The organism is Bradyrhizobium sp. U531, from assembly GCF_051710265.1.
GTDB lineage: Bacteria > Pseudomonadota > Alphaproteobacteria > Rhizobiales > Xanthobacteraceae > Bradyrhizobium.
Genome location: NZ_JASVEN010000002.1, coordinates 280989 through 302486, shown reverse-complemented (window position 1 = coordinate 302486; position 21498 = coordinate 280989). Strand labels below are relative to the sequence as shown.

Below are 21498 nucleotides of genomic sequence, written 5' to 3'. Positions count from 1 at the left end.
AGCCCTCCAAACACGACCTTCAGCGCAATCAACTGGAGTGCCTCAGGTGCAGTATCGTCAAATCAAACCCTCTTATTGGGAAACATTGCGGAGAAATTTAGCAATGCACCACTGTCTTTTGCAGCCGGTGCAGAATGGGGAGCCCGTGTGCAGTCTGTCAACCGTGGGACTGCGGTTGTCAAAAGCTTCCACCCGCGCTGGCGGCGCGGCCCGCGATCAGCGCTGGGGTCTGGCCACACGCCGGCGGACGGACAGAAACACGGCCAGCGCGACGAGCATGGCGGCCGGCACATCGCCGACCCGTGCATAAACCGTCGGAGGAATAGCCGCGGGCAGGTTTGCATCCAATATGCCTTCGATCCCGAGACCGAGGCTGGCAACGGTCCGTCCCGCCGGATCGATCACTGCGGAAACGCCTGTATTGGCGGAGCGGACCAGCGGCAATCCGAGCTCGATCGCGCGCATGCGCGCCTGCTCCAGATGCTGGTAGGGGCCGGTCGAGATGCCGAACCACCCGTCATTGGTGAGATTCACGATCCAGCCCGGACGTTCGTTGCGTCCGGCGACCTCGCCGGGAAAGATCGCTTCGTAGCAGATCAACGGCAACGCGGGCGGCACGCCGGGCACCGGCAGCGCATGGCGTACCGTGCCGGGAATGAAGCCGCCGCGTACACGCGTCAGTTGCTCGAAGCCGAGCTTCTCCATCAACGACTGGTAAGGAAGAAATTCTCCAAACGGCACCAGATGCAACTTGTCGTAGACCGCGAGCACGCTGCCGTCGTGATCGATGACATAGATCGAATTATAGGCACGCGTGATCGGCGTCCCGCGCGGCAAATCGGGCGCGCGGACCGAACCCGTGATCAGCACCGTGCCTTTTGGCAAGAGATCGGCGATCTGCGCCATCGCGTCGGCTTCGCGGGTCAGGAAGAACGGAAAGGCGGATTCGGGCCAGATCAGGATGGTGGCATCGGCAACGCCGGTCGATTGCGGACCGGAGGCGCGGTCGGACAGCGCCAGATATTTCTTCATCACCTCCGTCTTGGCGGAGTAATTGAATTTTGCGTCCTGCTGCAGGTTCGGCTGCATCAGCCGCAGCTTCGCGCCCGCCACCATCGTGGTCGGATTGAGCGCGAGGCGAACCGCGCCGAAGATGCTCATGACAATCAGGAGCGCAACGGCCGCGGCCGAGGCGTGCCATGACAGGCGGCGATCCGGGGTGCGGTCGATCAGCGTCGCGGGGCTGGCGAAGATCGCAACCGTCAGGAAGGTCATGCCCCACAGGCCGATCAGCGAGGCGGTCTGCGCCAGCGGCAGCGGCTCGGACAGCGCATAGCCGAACGCGTTCCAGGGAAAGCCGGTCAGCGCATGGCCACGCAGCCATTCACTAACGGTGAGGCTCGCCGCGAGCGCAAGCACGCGCATGGCGTTCTTGCTCCAGAGCAGGCGCGCCAGCGCAAAGCCCATGGCCGTGAAGATGGACAGGTAAGCCGGCAGGCCGAGCACGGCGAACGGCGTCAGCCAGGCGAACACATCGGCATCGACGAAGAAGGCGAAACCGATCCAGTAGAGGCCGGGCACGAAAAATCCGAGCCCGAACCAGTAGCCGGTCAGCGCCGCGGCCGGCACGCCGCCATACCGGCCGGCGCCGGTGCCGTCGATCAGCCAGACCAGCACTGGAAAGGTGATGAACAGCACCGGAAAGAAATTGAACGGCGCCAGCGCCAGTACCGACAATGCTCCGCACGCCATGGCGATGACCGCGCGCTTCCATCCCCAGGCGAGGATGATGGCGAGCGCAATCTGCCGAAGTCGCTGGAACGGGCTCACTGCTGGCCGGTCCCGTCGCTTGGCGGCGGGCTGGGCGTGTCGCCGGGGGGCGGTTGGCCGCCATCCGGCGTAATCTCGCGCCGGCTTCGCTCGCGCTGGGTGCGCGGCGCCGGCCGCTCCTTCCGCGTCGAGATGCGCAGCCGCTTGACGCGGCGCGGATCGGCATCGAGCACTTCGACCTCGTAATTGCCGGGGCCCGAGATCACCTCGCCGCGCACCGGCAGGCGTCCGACGAAGCTGACGAGATAGCCGCCGAGCGTCTCCACCTCCTCGCCGGCTTCGCCGGTGACGAAATCCTCGCCGATCACCGTGCGCACGTCGTCGAGGCTGGCGCGGGCGTCGGCGATGAAGGCGTTGTCGGGCAGGCGCACGATCGAAGGCGGCTCGTCGCTGTCATGCTCGTCGTCGATCTCGCCGACGATCTGCTCGACGATGTCCTCGAGTGACACCAGCCCGTCGCTGCCGCCATATTCGTCGACGACCAGTGCGAGGTGAATGCGCGTGGCCTGCATCTGCGCGAGCAGGTCGATCGCCCGCATCGACGGTGGCACGTAGAGCAGCTTTCGGATGATGCGCGCGTCCTCGAGCGGCAGCGCGAGATCGACCGTGCGCAGGTCGAGCCCGGCCGGCATCGGTTTCTTGCGCTTGGTCTTGGTGGCTTCCGACACACGCGCGCGTGCGGTCATGAAGGCAAGCAGGTCGCGGATGTGGACGATGCCGACGGGATCGTCGAGCGTTTCGTTGTAGACCACGAGGCGGGAGTGGCCGGCGCTCTCGAAGCGGTCCATCAATTCGCCGAGCGGGATGTCCCGCTTGACGGCGATGACGTCGGCGCGATGCACCATGACGTCGGCGATGCGGCGCTCGTGCAGGCCGAGGATGTTGCGCAGCATGGTGCGCTCGACCGCCGAGAAACCGGAGTCGCCGGGCGTCGTCGCATCGAGCACGACCTGGAGGTCGTCGCGCACCGATCCTGCCTTCCAGCCGAACAGCGTGCGGATGGCGCGCAGCAACCAGCTGTCCGCGGTCGGGCGCATCACCTCGCCCTGTGCGACCACGGCCGGCAGATTGGCCGTGTTGCGCGAATTGTCCTGGATCGGGTCGGAATCCGGCATCTCAGTGCGTCCCTGCGCGGTCAGCATAGGGATCGGGGATTCCCAAATGAGCCAGGATCTGCGTCTCCAGCGCTTCCATCTCCTCGGCGTCGCCGTCGTTCTCGTGGTCGTAGCCGATCAGATGCAGAAAGCCGTGCACGGCGAGATGGCTCAGATGGTGGTCGAACGGCTTTCGTTCCTCGTCCGCCTCGCGCCGCATGGTCTCGTAAGCGATCGCGATGTCGCCGAGCATGCGCGGCGCATCGCCCGGCTTCCATTCGCCCTCCGGCTGGAGCGCGGGGAACGACAGCACGTTGGTCGGCTTGTCGATGCCGCGCCAGTTGCTGTTCAGGGTGCGGATGCCGTCGTCATCGGTCAGCATCACGGCCACTTCGGCGTCGGCAACGTCTTCGTCGACACTCTCGGCGGCGGCGGCAACCGCGCGCTGGATCACGGCTTCGGAATCGGGCTCGCGCTGCCAGCAATCGGCGACGACGAGAACCTCGGTCATGGGAAGGTTGGGATGGGACATTGTGTTGTCCGGGACGAAAGGGCGCCGCGTCTGCGCCCTCAAGGGGTCCCGCTTTTGCCTCGTCAGGATTTGCTGCTGGCCGGCCGCTGCGGCGAACCTTCGTAGGCGGCGACGATCCGCGCCACGAGTTCGTGGCGGATCACGTCCTCGGCCTTGAAATGAACCTGGGCGATGCCCTCGACGCCGTTCAGCAACTTGGTCGCTTCGGCCAGACCCGAGGTCTGGCCGTTCGGCAGGTCGATCTGCGAGGGATCGCCGGTCACGATCATGCGGCTGTTCTCGCCGAGACGGGTCAGGAACATCTTCATCTGCATCGACGTGGTGTTCTGCGCCTCGTCCAGGATGATGGCGGCGTTGGTGAGGGTGCGCCCGCGCATGAAGGCGAGCGGCGCGATCTCGATTTCGCCGGTCTGCAGCGCGCGCTCGACGATGCGCGCATCCATGAGGTCGTAGAGCGCATCGTAGATCGGGCGCAGATACGGATCGACTTTCTCGCGGAGATCGCCGGGCAGGAAGCCGAGCCGTTCGCCGGCTTCCACCGCCGGGCGCGACAGGATGATCTTGTCGACCTCCTTGCGCTCGAACAGCTGGGCCGCATGCGCGACCGCGAGCCAGGTCTTGCCGGTGCCGGCGGGGCCGATGCCGAACACCAGCTCGTGGCGCTTGAGCGCGCGAATGTAGGAATCCTGCGCGGCGGTGCGCGCGCGCACCGGACGCTTGCGCAAATTGATGCTGTCGAAGGAGGATTTGGCCGATTTGGCGTCGAACTCGAACAGCGAGCCCTGGGCGATGACGGCTCGGATCGCGCCCTCCACCTCGCCCTGGTCGAGGTCCTGCCCCTTCACGGCCTGCGCGTAGAGCATCTCCAGCACGCGGCGCGCGGCGTCGCAGCCGTCGCGCGTGCCGCCGATGGTGATGTGGTTGCCCTTGGAATCCACGACGACGCCGAGCCGCCGCTCGAGCTGCGCCAGGTGCTGGCCGTAAGGGCCGACCAGCGCGGATGCGGCGCGGTTGTCGTCGAAGTCGATGACGACCTGGGTCTCGGGCGGAACTTGCATGTCGCGGTCAAATTTGCGGCTGGGAGCGATAGAAGACGAATCCGATGCGCTTTTGGGCAAGGGTTCAGGCTCCAGTGGCTTGCGATAAAGCGGGCTCCCGCGCGCTGCGCGGTGTGGCGAGCTCGCCGAGGAAGCTGTAACGCTCGAGGCTGTCGATCCTGACCGGCAGGATCTGTCCGATGATGTCGGGCGAGGCCATCACATGGGCGGGCTGGAGGAAGGCGGTGCGGCCGACGATCTGGCCGTCCTTGCGGGCGGTGCGTTCGAACAGCACGTCGACCGTTGAGCCAATCGCGGCCTTGTTGAAGGCCGATTGCTGGCTGTCGATCAGTTTCTGGAGCCGCTCCAATCGCTGGTCCATCTCGGCGGGGGACACCGTCTCCTGCATATCCGCGGCCGGCGTTCCCGGCCGGGCGGAGTATTTGAACGAATACGCCGCAGCGTAGCCGATTTGCGTGACAAGCGCGAGTGTGGCGAGAAAATCTTGCTCGCTCTCGCCGGGGAAGCCCACGATAAAATCCGATGAAAAAGCAATGTCTTGGCGTGCGGCCCGGAAACGGTCGACGACCCGCCTGTAATCATCGGCGGTATGTTTGCGGTTCATGGCGGCGAGAATCCGGTCCGAGCCCGACTGCACCGGCAGGTGCACGAACGGCATCAGGGCACCGAGATCGCGATGGGCCGCAATCAGGCTGTCGTCGACGTCGCGCGGATGGCTGGTCGAATAGCGCAGCCGGGCGACGCCGGGAATCGTCGCCAGATGTTCGAGCAGCCGGCCGAGCGGCCAGGCTTTCCCGTCCGGCCCCTCACCGTGATAGGCGTTGACGTTCTGTCCGATCAGCGTGAGTTCGCGCACGCCGTTGTCGGCGAGCCGCTTGACGTCGTCGACGATCTTCGCGATCGGCCGCGACACTTCCGAGCCGCGCGTGTAGGGCACGACGCAGAAGGTGCAGAACTTGTCGCAGCCTTCCTGCACCGTGACGAAGGCGGAAATGCCGCGCGCGCGGATCGCATCGGGTTTCGGCTGGGCCAGGAAGCCGAACTTGTCGGCCGCGGGAAATTCCGTCTCGATCGCGCGGCCGTCATCACGCGCGCGCTTCAGAAGCTCGGGCAGGTGATGATAGCTCTGCGGTCCCACCACGACGTCGACGGCAGGCGCGCGGCGCACGATTTCCCCGCCCTCGGCCTGTGCCACGCAGCCGGCAACGGCGATCTGCATCGTGCGGCCGTCGCGCGCGGCCTCGTCCTTGGCAACGCGCAGGCGCCCGAGCTCGGAATAGACCTTCTCGGAGGCCTTTTCGCGGATATGGCAGGTGTTGAGGATGACGAGATCGGCCTCCTCGGCGTTCGCGGTCTCCACGAATCCCTCCGGAGCCAGCGTGTCCACCATGCGCTGGGCATCGTAGACGTTCATCTGGCAGCCATATGATTTGATGTGCAGCTTGCGCGGCGGCGTCATGGAACCCGAAATGGTGGTGGAGGACGGCCTTCAAATAGAGGCTGGAGAGCCGAAAATCCAGCGAATGGAGCCGGCCGAACCGTCATTCCCGGGAGCGACGCCGTCGCGAACCCGGAATCTCGCGCCAAAACCTCTGGATTCCGGGCTCGCGCGTCCCGGAATGACATCAGGGGCGCGAAATCAGCCCGCCAAGGTCTCCATTCCAGCCTTCCGGACCAGCTCCGGCAGCTGCCGCATATCATCGAACGTCAATCCGGCGCCGGCGGCGCGCAGCCTTTCGGCATGGCCGGGCGGGCAGTGGCCGCCACCGTGAAAGCCCAGCACGGTCATCCCGGCCGCGTGCGCACCTGTGACCCCGGGGACGCTGTCCTCGATCACCAGGCACCGTTCCGGCGCGACCTTCATCTGCGCGGCCGCGAACAGGAACAGATCCGGCGCGGGCTTGCCGCGCGCGACCTGGCTCGCTGAAAAGATGTTCGGGGCGAGCAGGTCGTAGAGCCCGGCGCACGTCAGGCCGTGATGGATCTTCTCCGGCGAGCCGCTCGATGCGACGCATTTGGGCAGATCGATCGCGGCGATCGCTGCCGCCACATGGGTGATCGGCTGCAGATCGCTGGCGTAGAACTGGAGCGTGGCCGTGCTGATCTGCTGCTCGAGATCGTCGGGCAGGCTGCGGCCGATCTCCTGCTCGACCATCCGCCGCGCGTCCTTCTCAGAGACGCCGAGGAAACGGACCAGCACCTGCTCCGACGTGATCGGATAGCCTTGCCGCGTCAGCACGTCGGCATGGGCGCGACAGGAGATCACCTCGCTGTCCACGAGCACGCCGTCGCAATCGAAGATGATGAGGTCGACAGGCACTAAATCTAAGACGTCGGCTTGTCGTCGTCGAGCGGGACGCAATAGAGCTCGAGCCGGTGGTCGACCAGTTTGTAGCCGAGCTTGCGGGCGATCTCCGCCTGCAGCTTCTCGATCTCCTCGGAGGTGAATTCGATCACCTTGCCGTCGCGAAGGTTGATGAGGTGGTCGTGATGGCTGTCGCGCATCGTCTCGTAACGCGCGCGGCCCTCGCGGAAATCATGACGCTCGATGATGCCGGCATCCTCGAACAGCTTGACGGTGCGGTACACGGTCGAGATCGAGATCTTGTCGTCGACGGCGACGCAGCGCCGGTACAATTCCTCGACGTCGGGATGATCGACCGCTTCGGCGAGCACGCGGGCGATGACGCGGCGCTGCTCGGTCATGCGCATGCCGGTGGCGGCACAGCGCGCCTCGATGCCGGACGCCTTGGATGCGGAAGAAGGTTTCAGTGCGGTCATGATCTGTCTGCCTGACGGGGCGCTTTCTGCCATCGATGTTACGACAAGTCACGCCGCATCAGAAGGGCGTTCAATTGTTCCCCATTCGGCTGCTTATAGTAGCGTTCGCGGCGCCCGACCACCACGAATCCGCACCTGTCGTAGAGCCGCCGCGCCGGCTGGTTGTTTTCCTCGACTTCGAGAAATATCGTGCGCACGCCGCGCCCTGCAAGGTGGCCGAGATGGGTCATCAGCAGCGTGCGGGAGAGACCGCGGCCGCGAACGGCCTGATCGACCGCGATCGAGAGGATTTCCGCCTCGTCCGCGCCGATCCGCGACACCGCAAAGCCGATCGTGCTGCGACCGAGGCGCAAGCGATGCACCAGCGTGTTGCGCTCGCTGATCATGCCTTCGAATTCGCCTTCGCCCCAGCCGCGCGCGAAGGAGGCACCGTGTAGTTGCGCCAGCCGCGCGGCATCGCGCGCGGAGGCGGGCTCGACGGCGGCGGTGCCGCCGCGCCACCATTCCGACAGCCATCTCATCATGAGGTTGCGGCTTGCGCTGCGAGTGGCGGAGTCGCGGCCGGCTTCGCGTCGGGTGCCTTCAGGTAGAACGGCCGCGCCGGATTTGTCTCGGGATCGGCGGCCGCGCCAAGCCATGCGACCCAGCCGATGTCGGGTGCGGCCTGCATGTCGATCGCGATCGGCGGCTCGATGTCTTTCGGCCAGCGATCGGCCAGGATCTTCGCGGCGTTGCCGACCAGATGGGGCGCGCCGAATTGCGAGGCCGCGATCGCCTCGTCGATCGACGCGACGCGCGGCCGCACCAGCTGGCTGCCGTCGCCGGAGACGATCTGGAAATAGACATGGTCGTGCCGCGCGTCGATTGCGGACATCACGGGCGACGATTTGCTCTGGCCGACGATGGTGGCCGCATAGGCCGACAAGGTGGTGAGGCCGACGGCCGGCCGCCCGGCGGCAAGCGCGAGGCCGCGCGCCGCCGAAATGCCGACGCGCAGCCCGGTGAAGCTTCCGGGGCCGACGGTGACGGCGATGCGGTCGAGGGCGGTGAAAGCGAGATCGGCCGATTGCATGACGCGCGCGATCATCGGCATCAAGGCCTCGGCGTGGCCGCGCTTCATCAGAAGCTGCTCCTGCGCGAGGAGCCGGCCGGCATCGGTGTCGAGCACGGCGGCCGCGCAGGCCTCGAGCGCGGTATCGATGGCAAGGATCAGCATGGCCGCAATCTAGTCGGTCCAGCACCGTCAGAACCAGAGCAAGTTTGGGCATTGCACAAGCGGTGCGGGGCGCGACGGGCCGGCCGTCCCCGTACTACTACGCCTTCGGAAAAAGCATGTGTTTCGCCCGCCAAAAGGCTTCTCCGATTTTGATGCAGTCGCATCGTTTACAACTTAAAATATGCTAAGTGATTGAATTTATTTCAAATTAATAGTGCGTTAGCAATCAACTGACACCCTCCGGCCACGGAAAGACGAGTCAACGGCGACTCGGGCGATGCAATTTTGGCAGATCAAGCCGCGCACGCCCCGGGCATTTTAGGAGGATTTATTAATGTCATTTTGGCGAGGCGGTTCTTCAGCACGCGAGGCGATGGCCCAGGTTAACGCCCTCTCGAAATCGCAAGCGGTCATCGAATTCAATCTCGACGGCACCATCGTTGCGGCCAACCGGAATTTCCTGGACGCGATGGGTTATCGGCTGGACGAGATCCAGGGCAAGCACCACAGCATGTTCGTGATGCCGGAAGAGCGGGGCAGTGCGGCCTATCGCGAGTTCTGGGCGCGGCTCAGCCGGGGCGAATATCAATCGGCCGAGTACAAGCGGCTCGGCAAGGGCGGCCGCGAGATCTGGATCCAGGCCTCCTACAACCCGATCATCGACGAAGCCGGCAAGCCGGTGAAGGTCGTCAAGTTCGCGACCGACATCACCGCACGCAAGATCCGCAGCCTCGAGGACGCCGGAAAGATCACCGCGATCGGCCGTGCCCAGGCTGTGATCGAATTCAATCTCGACGGCACCATCATCACCGCCAACGACAACTTCCTGGCCACGCTGGGCTACCGGCTCGACGAGATCCAGGGCCGGCATCACAGCATGTTCGTCGGCGCGAGCGAGCGCGACAGCGCGGCCTATCGCGCGTTCTGGGCGAAGCTTGCGCGCGGCGAGTTCGAGTCCGGCGAGTACAAGCGCTTCGGCAAGGGCGGGACGGAGATCTGGATCCTCGCGTCCTACAACCCGATCCTCGACGAGGCCGGCAAGCCGTTCAAGGTGGTGAAATTCGCAACCGATATCAGCGCGCAGAAGCTGTCGAATGCGAACTTCGCCGGCCAGATCGAGGCGATCGGCAAGTCGCAGGCGGTGATCGAGTTCGACATGGACGGCAAGGTTCTGACTGCCAACGAAAACTTCCTCGGCGCGCTCGGCTACACGCTCCCCGAGATCGCCGGCAAGCATCACAGCATGTTCGTGGGTGCGCAGGAGCGCGACAGCGACGTCTATCGCGCCTTCTGGGCCAGGCTAAACGCGGGTGAATTCCAGTCCGGTGAATATCAGCGCGTCGGCAAGGGCGGCCGGCAGGTCTTCATCCAGGCTTCCTACAATCCGATCCGCGATCTCAACGGCAAGCCGTTCAAGGTCGTGAAATACGCCTCCGACACCACCGCGCAGGTGATCGCGCGCAAGCGCAGCGAGAAGGTGCGCGATATGATGGAATCCGTCGCTGCCGGCGCCGAGGAGCTGAATGCCTCGGTGCGCGAGATCGCGGAGGCGATGACGCGCTCGCGCCAGACCGCATCGACCGCGGTCGATCGGGTCGAGGCGGCGGACCAGCAGGCGCACCGGCTGAGCCAGGCGGCGGAATCCATGCGGATGATCGTGCAACTGATCGGCAACATCACCGGACAGATCAACCTGCTCGCGCTCAATGCCACGATCGAATCCGCGCGCGCCGGCGAAGCCGGTCGCGGCTTTGCGGTGGTCGCGTCCGAGGTGAAGAACCTCGCCAATCAGGCCAAGCAGGCAGCGGACCGGATCGAGCAGGAGATCGGCAATCTCAACGGCATCTCGGTCGACGTCGTCGGTGCGCTTGAGCAGATCAAGAGCGCAATCCAGGGCGTCAGCGAGTACGTGTCGTCAACCGCCGCGGCAGTCGAGGAGCAGAGCACCGTCACCCAGGAAATGTCGGCGAGCATGCGCCGTGCCGCGGAAGAGGCCGCAAGCATCGGTCAGGCGGCGTAGGACGGCCTTGTCGTCTCGTAGGGTGGATTAGCCGAAGGCGTAATCCACCTCTTTACGGTCTACGCGAATATAGAAGTGGTGGGTTACACCTTCGGCTAACCCACCCTACGGCACCTACGATGCCGTGCTTACATCGGCCGGACTTCGACCACGTCGGGCACGAAGTGTTTCAGCAAATTCTGAATGCCGTGCTGAAGCGTCGCGGTCGATGACGGGCAGCCGGAGCAGGCGCCCTTCATGTGGAGATAGACGACGCCGTCCTTGAAGCCGCGGAAGGTAATGTCGCCGCCGTCATTGGCCACGGCCGGCCGCACGCGCGTCTCGATCAGGTCCTTGATGATGTCGACCGTCTCGGCGTCGGCCTCGTCGAAGAACTCGTCCTCGTCGTCGAGATCGGCATCATCGTCAGCCGCGCCGTCGGCGAGCAGCGGCGCGCCGGACATGTAGTGCTCCATGATGGCACCCAGGATCGCGGGCTTGAGCTGCTGCCATTCACCGCCCGCCTTGGTCACGGTGATGAAGTCCGATCCGTAGAACACGCCGGTGACGCCGGGCACCTCGAACAGCTTTTCGGCCAGCGGCGAACGGCCAGCGGCTTCGCGGCTCGCAAATTCCATGGGGTTGCCGTCGACCACGACGCGGCCGGGAATGAACTTCAGCGTGGCGGGATTGGGGGTGGCTTCGGTTTGAATGAACATGGTTTTCTCCAGACGTCGTCGGTTCAAGGCCGGCGCGTGCTCCATTCCCTAGCAGATGGCGACGGGGAACGCACGGTCAAGTGGGAGCGGAGAAGGTTTCGTTGTTCTATCAGCGGGTTAGGGGGCCTCTTCTCCCTCGCCCCGCTTGCGGGGAGAGGGTTGGGGTGAGGGGGAGCCTTCGCGGGGACGGTGGGATTTGGACTCGCGGAGGCTCCCCCTCACCCGGATCGCTTTGCGATCCGACCTCTCCCCGCAAGCGGGGCGAGGTGAAGCGCTGGCCTATGACAGTGAATCCACGCTTTCGTCGCTCAGCGCACCTGAAACGATCGTCACGGGAATCGGGAAGGTTCCGACCGCGTGGGCGAGCAGCGAGACCAGAGGCCCTGGCCCTTCCGCCCCCGGGTTGGCGGCGAGCACCAGCATGGCGATGTCGGGGTCCTCGTCGATCACCGCCAGCAGTTGCTCCATCGGTGCGCCCTCGCGGATCACCCGCTCCGGCGTGATCGCGGCGATGCCGTTGGCGCGGCCTGAGGCGCGGTCGAGCGTCGCCTCCGCCGCTTCCTGCGCTTCGGCGCGCATGATGTCGGCAACCCCCAGCCATTCCTGGCTCTGCTGTTCGGGTTCGATGATGCGCAGCATCACCACGCCGCCGGCGGCGCGGATCGCCCAGCGGCTGGCATAATAGACCGCGCGATCCCATTCGGCGGTGTCGTCGACGATGACGAGGCATTTGGGCTTGTGGCCCGGCTCGTAGCAAAGTCGTTTGCTGGTCATGCATGTCCCGGAATGTGCACGGACTGCATGCTGCCACACTCCCGCAAGCTTGGGGAGAGGAGATGCGGCCGGCGCGGGCGCCGGCCGTCTTCAGCGCCGGTGGATGAAGCCAACGATGTCCTTGGAGAGCTTCATGGTCTCCTCGGCGATGGCGCGGGCCCGGTCGGAGCCGTCGTTCAGGATGGCGTCGATATGGGCGGGGTCGGCGACGAGGCGCTTCATCTCGCCGGCGATCGGCGCGAGCTTGGTGACGCACAGCTCCGCCAGCGCGTTCTTGAAGCTGGAGAACTGGCCGCTGCCGAATTCGCGGAGCACGTCGGCCTTGGAGCGGCCGGACAGCGCCGCGAAGATGCCGACGAGATTGTCGGCTTCGGGGCGGGCTTCCAGGCCCTTCTCTTCGGTCGGCAGCGGCTCCGGATCGGTCTTCGCCTTGCGGATCTTCTGCGCGATGGTGTCGGCGTCGTCGGTCAGGTTGATGCGCGAATTGTCCGACGCATCGGACTTCGACATCTTCTTGGTGCCGTCGCGCAAGGACATCACGCGCGTCGCCGGACCCGTGATCAGGGGTTCCGGCAGCGGGAAGAACAGGCCGTCATTGGTGCCCTGCGCGCGGATGGAATCGCCGAAATCATTGTTGAACTTCTGCGCGATGTCGCGGGAGAGCTCGAGATGCTGCTTCTGGTCCTCGCCGACAGGCACGTGGGTGGCGCGGTACAGGAGGATGTCGGCCGCCATCAGCACGGGATAGTCGAACAGGCCGACCGAAGCGTTCTCGCGGTCCTTGCCGGCTTTCTCCTTGAACTGGGTCATGCGGCCGAGCCAGCCCATGCGCGCGACGCAATTGAAGATCCAGGCGAGCTCGGCGTGGCCCGAGACCTGGCTCTGGTTGAACACGATGTGCTTCTTCGGGTCGATGCCGGCCGCGATGAACGCCGCGGTCACTTCGCGGGTGTTGCGCGTGAGCTCGGCCGGTCCGCCCCAGACGTCCACGCCCTGCGTGATCGCGTGCATGTCGACGACGCAATAGATGCAGTTGTGGGTTTCCTGCATCTTCACGAAGTTGACGATGGCGCCGAGATAATTGCCGAGGTGCAGATTGCCCGTCGGCTGGACGCCCGAAAAAACCCGTTCAACGAATGGCATGGTGAGCCTTCCCATAGGTAGTCGGCCGTCGTTTCCAACAGCGGCGCTGCCCCGTCAAGGGCAATTCTATGGTCAGGCTGGCCGTTTCAGCGCGGTCACGGCCTCGCGCCAGGAGGCCGCGCCGAGGATCTGCAGCAGCAGGCCATAAACGGCGATACCGGCCGCGATCTGCAGGCCCAGCACGATGAATTTGACGAGGCCGTGGGCTCCGGCAGACAGCAGACCCGTGGTCAGCCAGAGCAGGGCGCCCATCGCCCCGGCCGCCAGCACGATCCGCGGCAGCCGCTTGCGGGCGGCAGCGTCGACCGAGAAGCCGAACGCGGCCGTGCCTTTCCGGAGCAGCGAGAGCGCGCTGCTCCAGGCGCCGGCCGCGATGCTTGCCGCAATTCCGCTGGCTCCGAAGACATGGCCGAGCAGGACGGCGAGGGCGACGGCGACCACGAAGCCTGTGCCGGTGGCCCTGAGCGGCGTCATCGTGTCGCTGCGGGCATAGAAGGCCGGCGACAGCGCCTTGATCAGCACGTGGGCGGGGAGGCCCAGCGCCAGCCACATCAGCGCGTGCGCGGTGGCCATGCTGTCCGCCGCACCGAAGGCACCATGCTCGAACAGCAGCCGCACGATCGGCTCGGCCAGCACGATGAGGCCGAGCGTGGCGGGTAGGGCCAGCCCGGCCGCAAGCTCCAGCGCGCGCGATTCGGCGTGTGCCACCGCGTCGCGATCGGCGTTTGCGACGGCGCGGGTCAGCTCCGGCACCAGCACCGTGCCCATGGCGACGCCGACGATGCCGAGCGGCAGTTCGATCAAACGGTTGGCGAAATAGAGCCAGGACACCGCGGAGGGCGTTGCCGACGCAATGATCGCGCCGGCCACCATCAGCCATTGCGGGCCCGAGCTTGCGATCATGCCGGGGATCGCCTTGGCGAAAAAGCCGCGCATCTCCTTGTCGAAGCTGACGCGCAAGGGCGTCGCCAGATCGGCGCTTCGCTGCGACAGCAGCATCAGAAGCTGCAGCAGACCGGCCACGCCGACGGTAGCCGCGAGAATCCACGCGTCGAAGCCGGCATCCGCATGCCCAACGAGCAGCATCGCAATCGCTGTGATCAGCGCGATGTTGAACAACAGCGGAGAGAAGGCCGTGAGCGCAAATCGCCCCTGGGCGTTGAGCAATCCCATCAGCACCGTGACGGGGCCGGCGAAGGCGAGGTAGGGCAGCATCAGTCGGGCGTTGGCGACCGCAAGATCGAGCGTCGCGCTGCCAACGAAGCCCGGCGCGATCACCGTGACGATCAGCGGCATCAGCAGCGCGATTACGATCGAGATCGCGATCAGGGCGGCGCTGACGGTGCCGAGCACGCGTCCTGCGAAAGCGGAAGCGGCCGCGTCGCCCCCGCTGTCACGGACGCGCAGCCAGGCCGGGATCAGCGCGGCATTCAGCGCCCCCTCGCTGAGCAGCCGGCGCACCACATTGACGAGCTGGAAAGCAGCCAGGAGCGCGTCCGCCACGGCGCCCGTGCCGAGCAGGGCGGCAATCATGGAATCGCGCGCAAAACCCAGCAGCCGCGAGGCCAGTGTTCCCGTCGAGACTGTCAGGAAGGAGCGGATCATTGCGCCTGGATAATACCGTTGCTTGCCCGCGCAGGCCCTGTCGTGATAGGCCGCGAGCCGGATTTCAGGCTGACAGGAAGCGGATTTTCGCAGGGTTCGCAATCCGCCAAACAGGATCAAGGTGAATGGCTGACGTGAAATATGACGTTCTCGGCATCGGCAACGCGCTGTTCGACGTGCTGGTCAGGACCGACGAGGCTTTTCTGGCCAAGCACGGCATGACCAAGGGCAGCATGTCCCTGATCGACGAAGCCCGGGCCGCCGCCATCTACAAGGACATGGGGCCGGCCACGGAAGTCTCGGGCGGATCTGCCGCCAACACCATCGTCGGCATCGGCAGCCTGGGGGCGCGTGCGGCCTATGTCGGCAAGGTCAAGGACGACCAGATCGGCAAGCTCTACGTTCATGACATCCGCTCGGCCGGCGTCGCCTTCAACACGCCCGCCGCCAAGGACGGCCCCGCCACCGGATGCTCCTACATCCTGGTCACCGATGACGGCGAGCGCACCATGAACACCTATCTCGGCGCGGCGCAGGATCTGTCGCCGGCCGATATCGACCCGGCCGAGATCGCCGCTGCCGGCATCGTCTATCTCGAGGGTTATCTCTGGGACCCCAAGAACGCCAAGGATGCCTTCGTCAAGGCAGCCAAGATCGCCCATGACGCCAAGCGCAAGGTGGCGCTGACGTTGTCGGATTCCTTCTGCGTCGATCGCTATCGCGATGAGTTCCTCTCCCTGATGCGCAACGGCACCGTCGACATCGTGTTTGCCAACGAGTCCGAGCTGCATTCGCTCTACATGACCTCGGATTTCGACACCGCGCTGAAGCAGCTGCGCAACGACGTCAATCTCGGCGTGGTCACCCGCAGCGAGAAGGGCTGCATGGTGGTGTCGTCGGAAGACGCCGTCGCGGCGCCCGCGTTCCCGATTGACAAGCTCGTCGACACCACCGGCGCCGGCGACCTCTTCGCCGCGGGCTTCCTGTATGGCCTGTCGCGCAACCTCGCCTACAAGCAGTGCGGCGAGTTCGGTGCTCTCGCGGCCGCCGAAGTGATCCAGCACATCGGCGCGCGTCCGCTGGTGTCGCTCAAGGAGCTGGCCGGCCAGCGCGGGCTGACGGCTTAAAGCGAGATTCTCTCCGCGTCATTGCGAGGAGCCCTTGCGACGAAGCAATCCAGGATCTCTCCGCGGAGGCAGACCGGATTGCTTCGCTGCGCTCGCAATGACGGTGTTGGGGTCGCCGTGCGCCGCATTCACAACTGTCATCGCCCGGCTTGACCGGGCGATCCAGTATTCCAGAGATTGTCGTGGGATACGGAGAAGCCGCGGCGTACTGGATCCCCCGCCTTCGCGGGGGATGACGACCGTCGTTTGGTGAGAGCTTCAGTTCCTCACGCCGTCTTCGCCGCCGTCAATCCCAACCGCTGCTCCACCGCATCGCGCATCACGAATTTCTGGATCTTTCCCGTCACCGTCATCGGGAATTCGTCGACGAACTCGACGTAGCGCGGGATCTTGTTGTGGGCGATCTGGCCGTCGCAGAAGGCGCGGACCTCTTCGGCCGTCAGCGTCTCGCCCGGTCTGACGCGGATCCAGGCGCAGAGCTCCTCGCCATAGCGGGTGTCGGCGACGCCGAAGATCTGCACGTCCTGGATCTTGGGGTGACGGTACAGAAATTCCTCGATCTCGCGCGGATAGAGGTTCTCGCCGCCGCGGATCACGAGGTCCTTGATGCGCCCGACGATGTTGCAGTAGCCGGCGTCATCGATGGTGGCGAGATCGCCGGTGTGCATCCAGCCATTGGCGTCGAGCACGTCGGCGGTCTTTTCCTTCTCCTCCCAATAGCCCAGCATGACGCTGTAGCCGCGGGTGCAGAGCTCACCGCGTTCGCCGCGCTTGACGATTCTGCCCTCGAGATCGACGACCTTCACCTCGACATGCGGATGAATCCGCCCGACGGTGGAGACGCGTCGCTCCAGGGGATCGTCCGTCGCGCTCTGGAAGCTGACCGGGCTGGTCTCGGTCATGCCATAGGCGATGGTGACCTCGCGCATGTTCATCTCGGTGTTGACGCGCTTCATCACCTCAATCGGGCAGGGCGCGCCCGCCATGATGCCGGTGCGCAGCGATTTCAGATTGAAAGTCTTGAACTCGGGATGATCGAGCTCGGCGATGAACATGGTCGGCACGCCGTACAGCGCGGTGCATTTCTCCTGCTCGACCGCGCGCAGCGTCGCAAGCGGATCGAAGCCCTCGCCCGGATAGACCATGGTGGTGCCGAGCGTGACGGACGCAAGGTTGCCCATCACCATGCCGAAGCAATGATAGAGCGGCACCGGGATGCAGATCCGATCCTGCTCGGTCAGCCGCATCGCGCGTCCCGTGAAATAGCCGTTGTTGAGGATGTTGTGGTGCGTCAGCGTCACGCCTTTTGGTGAGCCGGTGGTGCCGCTGGTGAACTGGATGTTGACGGGATCGTCGAATTGCAGGGCGGCGCCGAGCGCAGCGAGCTGCTCGCGATGCTCCGCTCCGCCCATGCCCGCGACCTCCTCGAATGGGATCGTGCCCGGGGCTGCCGGGCCGCCGATCTGGATCACCATCCGCAGGGCCGGCAACCGCGCCGCCTGCAACTGTCCGGGCTTTGAGCCCGCCAGCTCCGGCAGCAGCGTGTTGAGCATCTCCATGTACTGACTGGTCTTGAACGCGGTGGCGGTGACGATCGCCGCGCAGCCGACCTTCTTCAGCGCGAATTCCAGCTCGCTGAGCCGGTAGGCGGGATTGATCGTCACCAGGATCAGCCCGGCCTTGGCGGCGGCGAACTGGGTCAGCGTCCATTCCGGCCGGTTCAGCGACCAGATGCCGATCCGCGTCCCGCGTTCGAGGCCGAGCGCGAGAAGGCCTGCGGCGAGCGCATCGACCCGCTCGGCGAATTCTCGCCAGGTCCATCTGACGCCGTGGCTGGGCGAGACCAGCGCCTCACGGTTCCCCCAGCGCCGCACCGCGTGGTCGAGACTGCGGCCGATGGTGTCGCCGAGCAGCGGCGTGTCCGAGATGCCGCAAACGTAGCTGTCCGCTTTATCCGTCAAGTCGAAATCCTTTCGTCAAATGGTCAGCGCCGTCTATCCGCCGTCATGGCCGGGACAAGCCCGGCCATGACGCGTGGAGAGAGATTGGCTCCCTCTCACGCCGCCTTCTGTCCGCTGCCCGCATCGAGCCCGGCATAGACGCCGCGCTCGAAGCCAGCGAACGCCTCGAGGCATTTGCCGTCGGCGAACGGGAGGAGCTGCATCAGGATGACGCCGGTGACGTCGCGCGCGGGATCAATCCAGTAATAGGTGTTGGCAAGGCCCGCCCAGGCGAGGCTGCCGGCGCTGCGGCCTTCGGCGGTCTTGGCGGTGTTGATCATGAAGCTGAGGCCCCATTTCTTCACCTGCTCCGGATAGAGATCGACGTCGTTGGTGTACATCGGCGCCGCCGTCGTCATCTTGGTCATGTTGAGATCGCCCATCTGGTTCTGGCTCATCATGGCGATCGTGTCGGCCTTCAGCACCTGGTTGCCGTTGCCGCGACCCTTGTTCAGGATCATCTGGGTGAACCTGATGTAGTCCGCCGCGGTCGAATAGAGGCCACCGCCGCCCATGTGGAACTCAGGCTCCTGCTCGAGCTCGAACGGGATCGCGGCGAGCTGGCCGTCCTCGCCGCGCGCATGCATGCCGACGAGACGCTTGCGCATGTTGTCGGTGATCTTGAAGGCCGTGTCGCTCATGCCGAGCGGATTGAACAGATTGTCGCGCAGATAGGCGTCGAGCCGCTTGCCGCTGACGGCTTCCACCGCCTTGCCGACGAAGTCGATGTTGGTGCCGTATTCCCAGCGCGTGCCGGGGTCGGTCATGACAGGCGTCTTCAGCGCCGCATTCTGGCAGGTGGTGATGGCGGGAATGCCGTGCTTGTCCAGATAGACCGCAAGATCGCCGTTCCACATGTTGTAGCAGAAGCCGGCGGTGTGGGTCATGAGCTGCCGCAGTGTGATCGGCCGCTTGGCCGGCCGCAGCTTCGCCTCGCCCTTGGCGTCGAAGCCGTCGAGGACTTGCGGATTGGCGAGATCGGGCAGCAGCTCGCCGATCGGTGCATCCAGCGACAGCTTGCCCTGCTCGACCAGCTGCATCGCGCCCGCCGATGTCACCGCCTTCGTCATCGAGGCGATCCAGAACACGCTGTCTTCAGTCATCGCATCGGGCTTGGACAGGTCGCGCTTGCCGAACGCACCGTGATACAGCACGTCGTTACCGCTCGCGGCGATAGCGACGACGCCGGGAATCTCCCTGGCCTCGCTCTTCTGACGCAGAATCTCGTCGATCTCAGCTTTGCTTTGCATGGCGTTTCCTCGGGTTTGATTATTATTGGCAGTGATCGATTGTCCTCCCGCACGCTCCGTGCGGCAAGCGCGTCCAGATGCCCGTCATGGTCGCGATGTCGTGACTTGACGGTCCGTGCCCCACGCAGGACGACAAGCGGGCTGAACGGCAACACTCGATCACAATCTGCGGTGGATGGCCGCTACTCCCAGTGACCGTGGATGGGCTCTGGCGATATGTTTCACCTGTTTGAAGCACTTGAAACATTTTGTGCGTTGCGGCGTTCAGCTCTCGGCCCAGTCGGCGGCCGACGTTAAGACTTGATGCAAATTTGGCGGCCCTGGGCGGCTGCGAGGGGACCTCAGATGATTTCGACCTGGAGCGAATGGAAGCGCTATCCCCGTCCCGGACGGGGCGAGAACCTGGAGGCGCCGATTGCGCCCGGCATTTACGAAGTGCGCATCGCCGGGACCGGCGCGCTCTATTCCTTCGGTGCGGTCGACAATCTGGCGCAATCGCTGGCGCTGCTGCCGGTCGGCTCGAAGAACTGGTTCGGCCGTCGCAACGCCTCCGACGGGCCCGATCTGGAGTACCGGACCTGCGCGACCTCCTCGAAGGCCGACGCCAAGGCCGCCGCCGAGCGCATGATCGGCCGGCGCGAGACGTATATGAGCGGCGCGGCCTAAGGGCCGCTTCCCCCTCAGCTCCCGGCAGGTGTGCGTTGCGGGGCGGTGCATTGGGCATCGCTTGCCCCTATATTCCGCACCCGATCCGATCGCCCCCAGGGAGTAACGCCATGACACCGACCGCCGCCGCACGCGCCCCACAAGCTACTGCCACCCTGCGCGACCGGCTCAAGGACCCCTCGCTCCTGAAGGAGGCCTGCTACATCGACGGCGCCTGGGTCGGCACGCCGGTGTTCGCGGTCAACAATCCTGCCACCGGTGTCGAGCTGGCCAAGGTCCCGCAGCTCGGCGCGGACGAGACCACCAAGGCGGTCGAGGCCGCCGAGCGCGCCTTTCCGGGCTGGGCCAAGCACACCGCCAAGCAGCGCTCCAACATCCTGCGCAAATGGTTCGAGCTGATCGTCGCCAACCGCGAGGACCTCGCGCTGATCCTCACCTCCGAGCAGGGCAAGCCGCTTACCGAGGCGCTCGGCGAGGTCGACATCGGCGCCGCCTATATCGAGTTCTTCGCCGAGGAAGCCCGCCGCGTCTATGGCGAGACCATCCCGACCCAGCGGCCGGATGCGCGCCTGCTCGCGATCAAGCAGCCGATCGGCGTCTGCGGCGCCATCACGCCGTGGAACTTCCCGAACTCGATGATCACGCGAAAAGTCTCGCCTGCGCTCGCGGCCGGGTGCACCGTGGTGCTCAAGCCCGCCAACGAGACCCCGCTGTCGGCGCTGGCGCTCGCCGTGCTCGCCGAGAAGGCCGGCATCCCCAAGGGCGTGCTCAACATCATCACGGGTGACGCGCCGCCGATCGGCAAGGTGCTCTGCGAGCATCCGGCGGTGCGCTTCGTCGGCTTCACCGGCTCGACCGCGGTCGGCAAGATCCTCTACCAGCAGGCCTCCGTCGGCGTGAAGCGGCTTGGTCTGGAGCTCGGCGGCAATGCGCCCTTCGTGGTGTTCGACGATGCCGACATCGACGCCGCGGTCGAGGGCGCCATCGTCTCGAAGTACCGCAACATGGGCCAGACCTGCGTCTGCGCCAACCGCCTCTATGCCCAGGACAAGATCTACGACGAGTTCGTGAAGAAGCTGTCGGCGAAGGTCGCCGCGATGAAGATCGGCGACGGCACCGAGAGTGGCGTCACGCAAGGCCCGCTGATCAACATGAAGGCGGTCGACAAGGTCGAGCGTCACATTGCGGACGCCGTCAAGCGCGGCGCCAAGGTCGTGACCGGCGGCAAGCGCAGCGAGCTAGGCCGCTCCTTCTTCGAGCCCACGGTGCTCGCCGACGTCAAGGCGGACTCGCTGGTATCGCAGGAGGAAACCTTTGGCCCGCTCGCCCCGGTCATCCGTTTCAAGGACGAAGCGGAGGTCATTGCCATGTGCAACGCCTCGCCGTTCGGTCTCGCCTCGTACTTCTATTCCCGCGATCTCGGCCGCGTCTGGCGTGTCGCCGAGGCGCTGGAATCGGGCATGGTCGGCGTCAACACCGGCCTGATTACGACGGAAGTCGCGCCGTTCGGCGGCGTCAAGGAAAGCGGCCTCGGGCGCGAAGGCTCCCGTCACGGCATGGAAGAGTATGTCGAGATCAAATACGTGATGATGGCGGGGGTGTGATACCCTCGCGATCTCTCCACGTCATTGCGAGCGAAGCGAAGCAATCCAGAATCTTTCCGCGGAGACGGTCTGGATTGCTTCGTCGCTTCGCTCCTCGCAA

At 65.3% G+C, this 21498-nt stretch carries 19 protein-coding genes; 4 read left to right on the top strand and 15 right to left on the bottom strand.

The window, feature by feature from the left end; translation table 11 throughout:
- Positions 1-216 precede the first annotated feature (216 nt).
- The 9 genes from lnt to tsaB all read right to left on the bottom strand — a co-directional run bounded on the left by lnt (position 217) and on the right by tsaB (position 8511).
- Positions 217-1830 (bottom strand): apolipoprotein N-acyltransferase, encoded by a 1614-nt coding sequence (lnt, locus tag QRQ56_RS13305; RefSeq protein WP_438740580.1) that lies wholly within the window; start codon positions 1828-1830, stop codon positions 217-219.
- Positions 1827-2945 carry a hemolysin family protein gene (locus tag QRQ56_RS13300; RefSeq protein ID WP_438740578.1) on the bottom strand — a complete coding sequence of 373 codons (1119 nt, stop codon included), beginning with the start codon at positions 2943-2945 and terminating at the stop codon, positions 1827-1829. The genes lnt and QRQ56_RS13300 overlap by 4 nt, the downstream gene beginning before the upstream one ends.
- 1 nt (position 2946) lies before the next feature.
- Positions 2947-3456, bottom strand: coding sequence for an rRNA maturation RNase YbeY (gene ybeY, locus QRQ56_RS13295; RefSeq protein ID WP_438740576.1), 510 nt, complete (start codon positions 3454-3456; stop codon positions 2947-2949).
- 62 nt (positions 3457-3518) lie between these two features.
- Positions 3519-4514: a PhoH family protein gene (locus QRQ56_RS13290; RefSeq protein WP_438740575.1), complete on the bottom strand. Its 996-nt coding sequence runs from the start codon at positions 4512-4514 to the stop codon at positions 3519-3521.
- A gap of 64 nt (positions 4515-4578) precedes the next feature.
- Positions 4579-5973, bottom strand: a complete 1395-nt coding sequence (miaB, locus tag QRQ56_RS13285; protein WP_438740573.1) for a tRNA (N6-isopentenyl adenosine(37)-C2)-methylthiotransferase MiaB — start codon at positions 5971-5973, stop codon at positions 4579-4581.
- A gap of 180 nt (positions 5974-6153) precedes the next feature.
- Complete coding sequence (locus tag QRQ56_RS13280) at positions 6154-6834, bottom strand: HAD family hydrolase (protein ID WP_438740571.1); 681 nt, start codon at positions 6832-6834, stop codon at positions 6154-6156.
- A gap of 5 nt (positions 6835-6839) precedes the next feature.
- Positions 6840-7295: a Fur family transcriptional regulator gene (locus tag QRQ56_RS13275; protein WP_011083619.1), complete on the bottom strand. Its 456-nt coding sequence runs from the start codon at positions 7293-7295 to the stop codon at positions 6840-6842.
- 38 nt (positions 7296-7333) lie between these two features.
- Positions 7334-7819 carry a ribosomal protein S18-alanine N-acetyltransferase gene (rimI, locus tag QRQ56_RS13270; RefSeq protein WP_438740569.1) on the bottom strand — a complete coding sequence of 162 codons (486 nt, stop codon included), beginning with the start codon at positions 7817-7819 and terminating at the stop codon, positions 7334-7336.
- Positions 7816-8511, bottom strand: a complete 696-nt coding sequence (tsaB, locus tag QRQ56_RS13265) for a tRNA (adenosine(37)-N6)-threonylcarbamoyltransferase complex dimerization subunit type 1 TsaB (protein ID WP_438740567.1) — start codon at positions 8509-8511, stop codon at positions 7816-7818. The genes rimI and tsaB overlap by 4 nt, the downstream gene beginning before the upstream one ends.
- 373 nt (positions 8512-8884) lie before the next feature.
- On the opposite strand from tsaB, the gene QRQ56_RS13260 reads away from it, so the two are divergent.
- The gene (locus QRQ56_RS13260; RefSeq protein WP_438740565.1) at positions 8885-10531 is read left to right on the top strand and encodes a methyl-accepting chemotaxis protein; all 1647 of its coding nucleotides are present in this window, start codon (positions 8885-8887) and stop codon (positions 10529-10531) included.
- 128 nt (positions 10532-10659) lie between these two features.
- Here QRQ56_RS13260 and QRQ56_RS13255 read toward each other — a convergent pair whose 3' ends face one another.
- From QRQ56_RS13255 to murJ, 4 genes are all read right to left on the bottom strand, one after another.
- A complete protein-coding gene (locus QRQ56_RS13255) occupies positions 10660-11229 on the bottom strand; it encodes a NifU family protein (RefSeq protein WP_438740563.1) in 570 nt (189 codons plus the stop codon).
- 279 nt (positions 11230-11508) lie between these two features.
- Positions 11509-12003, bottom strand: coding sequence for a universal stress protein (locus tag QRQ56_RS13250; protein WP_438740561.1), 495 nt, complete (start codon positions 12001-12003; stop codon positions 11509-11511).
- A gap of 90 nt (positions 12004-12093) precedes the next feature.
- Complete coding sequence (gene trpS, locus QRQ56_RS13245; protein ID WP_438740559.1) at positions 12094-13146, bottom strand: tryptophan--tRNA ligase; 1053 nt, start codon at positions 13144-13146, stop codon at positions 12094-12096.
- 72 nt (positions 13147-13218) lie between these two features.
- Positions 13219-14751, bottom strand: a complete 1533-nt coding sequence (gene murJ, locus QRQ56_RS13240) for a murein biosynthesis integral membrane protein MurJ (RefSeq protein WP_438740558.1) — start codon at positions 14749-14751, stop codon at positions 13219-13221.
- A 125-nt stretch (positions 14752-14876) separates the two neighbouring features.
- Here murJ and QRQ56_RS13235 point away from each other — a divergent pair, with 125 nt between their 5' ends.
- A complete protein-coding gene (locus tag QRQ56_RS13235; RefSeq protein WP_438740557.1) occupies positions 14877-15878 on the top strand; it encodes an adenosine kinase in 1002 nt (333 codons plus the stop codon).
- A gap of 266 nt (positions 15879-16144) precedes the next feature.
- Here QRQ56_RS13235 and QRQ56_RS13230 read toward each other — a convergent pair whose 3' ends face one another.
- Both QRQ56_RS13230 and QRQ56_RS13225 read right to left on the bottom strand, forming a co-directional pair.
- On the bottom strand, positions 16145-17839 hold the full coding sequence (locus QRQ56_RS13230; protein WP_438740555.1) for an AMP-binding protein: 1695 nt from the start codon (positions 17837-17839) through the stop codon (positions 16145-16147).
- A gap of 95 nt (positions 17840-17934) precedes the next feature.
- The gene (locus QRQ56_RS13225) at positions 17935-19128 is read right to left on the bottom strand and encodes a serine hydrolase domain-containing protein (protein ID WP_438740553.1); all 1194 of its coding nucleotides are present in this window, start codon (positions 19126-19128) and stop codon (positions 17935-17937) included.
- A gap of 345 nt (positions 19129-19473) precedes the next feature.
- Between QRQ56_RS13225 and QRQ56_RS13220 the strand changes: the two genes are divergently transcribed.
- Positions 19474-19794: a hypothetical protein gene (locus QRQ56_RS13220; protein ID WP_438740551.1), complete on the top strand. Its 321-nt coding sequence runs from the start codon at positions 19474-19476 to the stop codon at positions 19792-19794.
- Between the two features lie 110 nt (positions 19795-19904).
- Positions 19905-21398, top strand: a complete 1494-nt coding sequence (locus QRQ56_RS13215) for an NAD-dependent succinate-semialdehyde dehydrogenase (RefSeq protein WP_438740549.1) — start codon at positions 19905-19907, stop codon at positions 21396-21398.
- Positions 21399-21498 lie beyond the last annotated feature (100 nt).